This window comes from Dietzia sp. SLG310A2-38A2 (genome assembly GCF_014145095.1).
Taxonomy (GTDB): Bacteria; Actinomycetota; Actinomycetes; order Mycobacteriales; family Mycobacteriaceae; genus Dietzia.
The window spans coordinates 1-1,374 of sequence record NZ_JAALDX010000504.1 but is presented as its reverse complement, the minus strand read 5'-3'; the positions used below and the strand labels follow the sequence as shown (position 1 = coordinate 1,374).

General features: G+C 72.8%; 1 protein-coding gene. It reads left to right on the top strand.

Annotated elements, in window-relative coordinates; translation table 11 throughout:
• Window positions 1-1,374: HAD-IC family P-type ATPase (locus G6027_RS16255; RefSeq protein WP_241727203.1), on the top strand; the 1,374-nt coding region annotated here is incomplete at both ends.

Here is a 1,374-nt window from a genome sequence, read left to right as displayed (position 1 = left end):
CGCCCCGCCCCGGCACGTCCGCTGCCCCGAGCGAGGGCCACGCTGGCGGTGCCGCCGCCGCGACGGGGCACGCCGGCAACGCCACCGACGACACCGCGGCCCCCGACCGGGTCGAGAGCCTTCGCCACCGCGTGATCGTCTCGGCGGTGCTCGCGGTGCCCGTGATCGCCATGGCCATGATCCCGGCGCTTCAGTTCACCAACTGGCAGTGGCTCTCTCTCACCCTCGCCGCGCCGGTCGTGGTGTGGGGCGGGTGGCCGTTCCACCGCGCGGCGGCGATCAACATCCGGCACGGCTCGTTCACCATGGACACCCTCGTGTCGATCGGCACGTCCGCCGCGTTGCTGTGGTCGCTGTACGCGCTGTTCTTCGGCCACGCAGGCATGCCGGGGATGACCCACGGGTTCGAGTTCTCGCTCTCGCCCAGCGACGGCGCGGGGGACATCTACCTCGAGGCCGCCGCCGGGGTCACCACCTTCGTGCTGCTGGGCCGCTACATCGAGGCCCGGTCCAAGCGGACGGCCGGGGCGGCGCTACGGTCGTTGCTCGAGCTCGGCGCCAAGGACGTCGCGGTGCTGCGCGACGGCGTCGAGACCCGGATCCCGGTGGAGAACCTGCAGGTTGGCGACGAGTTCATCGTGCGCCCCGGCGAGAAGATCGCCACCGACGGCCGGATCGTCGACGGCGCCTCCGCGGTCGACACCGCCATGGTCACCGGCGAGTCCGTGCCCACCGAGGTCTCCGCCGGCGACACCGTGGTGGGCGGCACGGTCAACACCAGCGGTCGGCTGATCGTCGAGGCCAGCCGCGTCGGATCGGACACCCAGCTCGCGCAGATGGCGCAGATGGTCGAGGACGCCCAATCCGGCAAAGCCGCCGCGCAACGCCTGGCCGACCGCATCTCCGGGGTCTTCGTCCCCGCCGTCCTGGTCTTGGCGGCCGCGACGTTCGCCTTCTGGCTGATCACCGGATCCGGCACCTCCATGGCGTTCACGGCCGCGGTCGCGGTGCTCATCATCGCCTGCCCGTGCGCCCTCGGCCTGGCCACGCCCATGGCCCTCATGGTCGGGACCGGCCGCGGCGCGCAGCTGGGCATCCTCATCAAGGGCCCCGAGGTCCTGGAGTCCACCCGCCGGGTCGACACGATCGTGTTGGACAAGACCGGCACCGTCACCACCGGCACGCCCGCGCTGGTCTCGGTGACCGCGGCGGATGGCGAGGACGAGTCGCAGGTGTTGCGCGGCGCCGGCGCGGTGGAGGACGCCTCCGAACATCCGATCGCCCGGGCCATCGCCGCCGGTGCCCGCGAGCGGGTCGGTGACCTACCGGCGGTGGCGGGGTTCCGTAACACCGAGGGGCTGGGGGTGTCCGGGT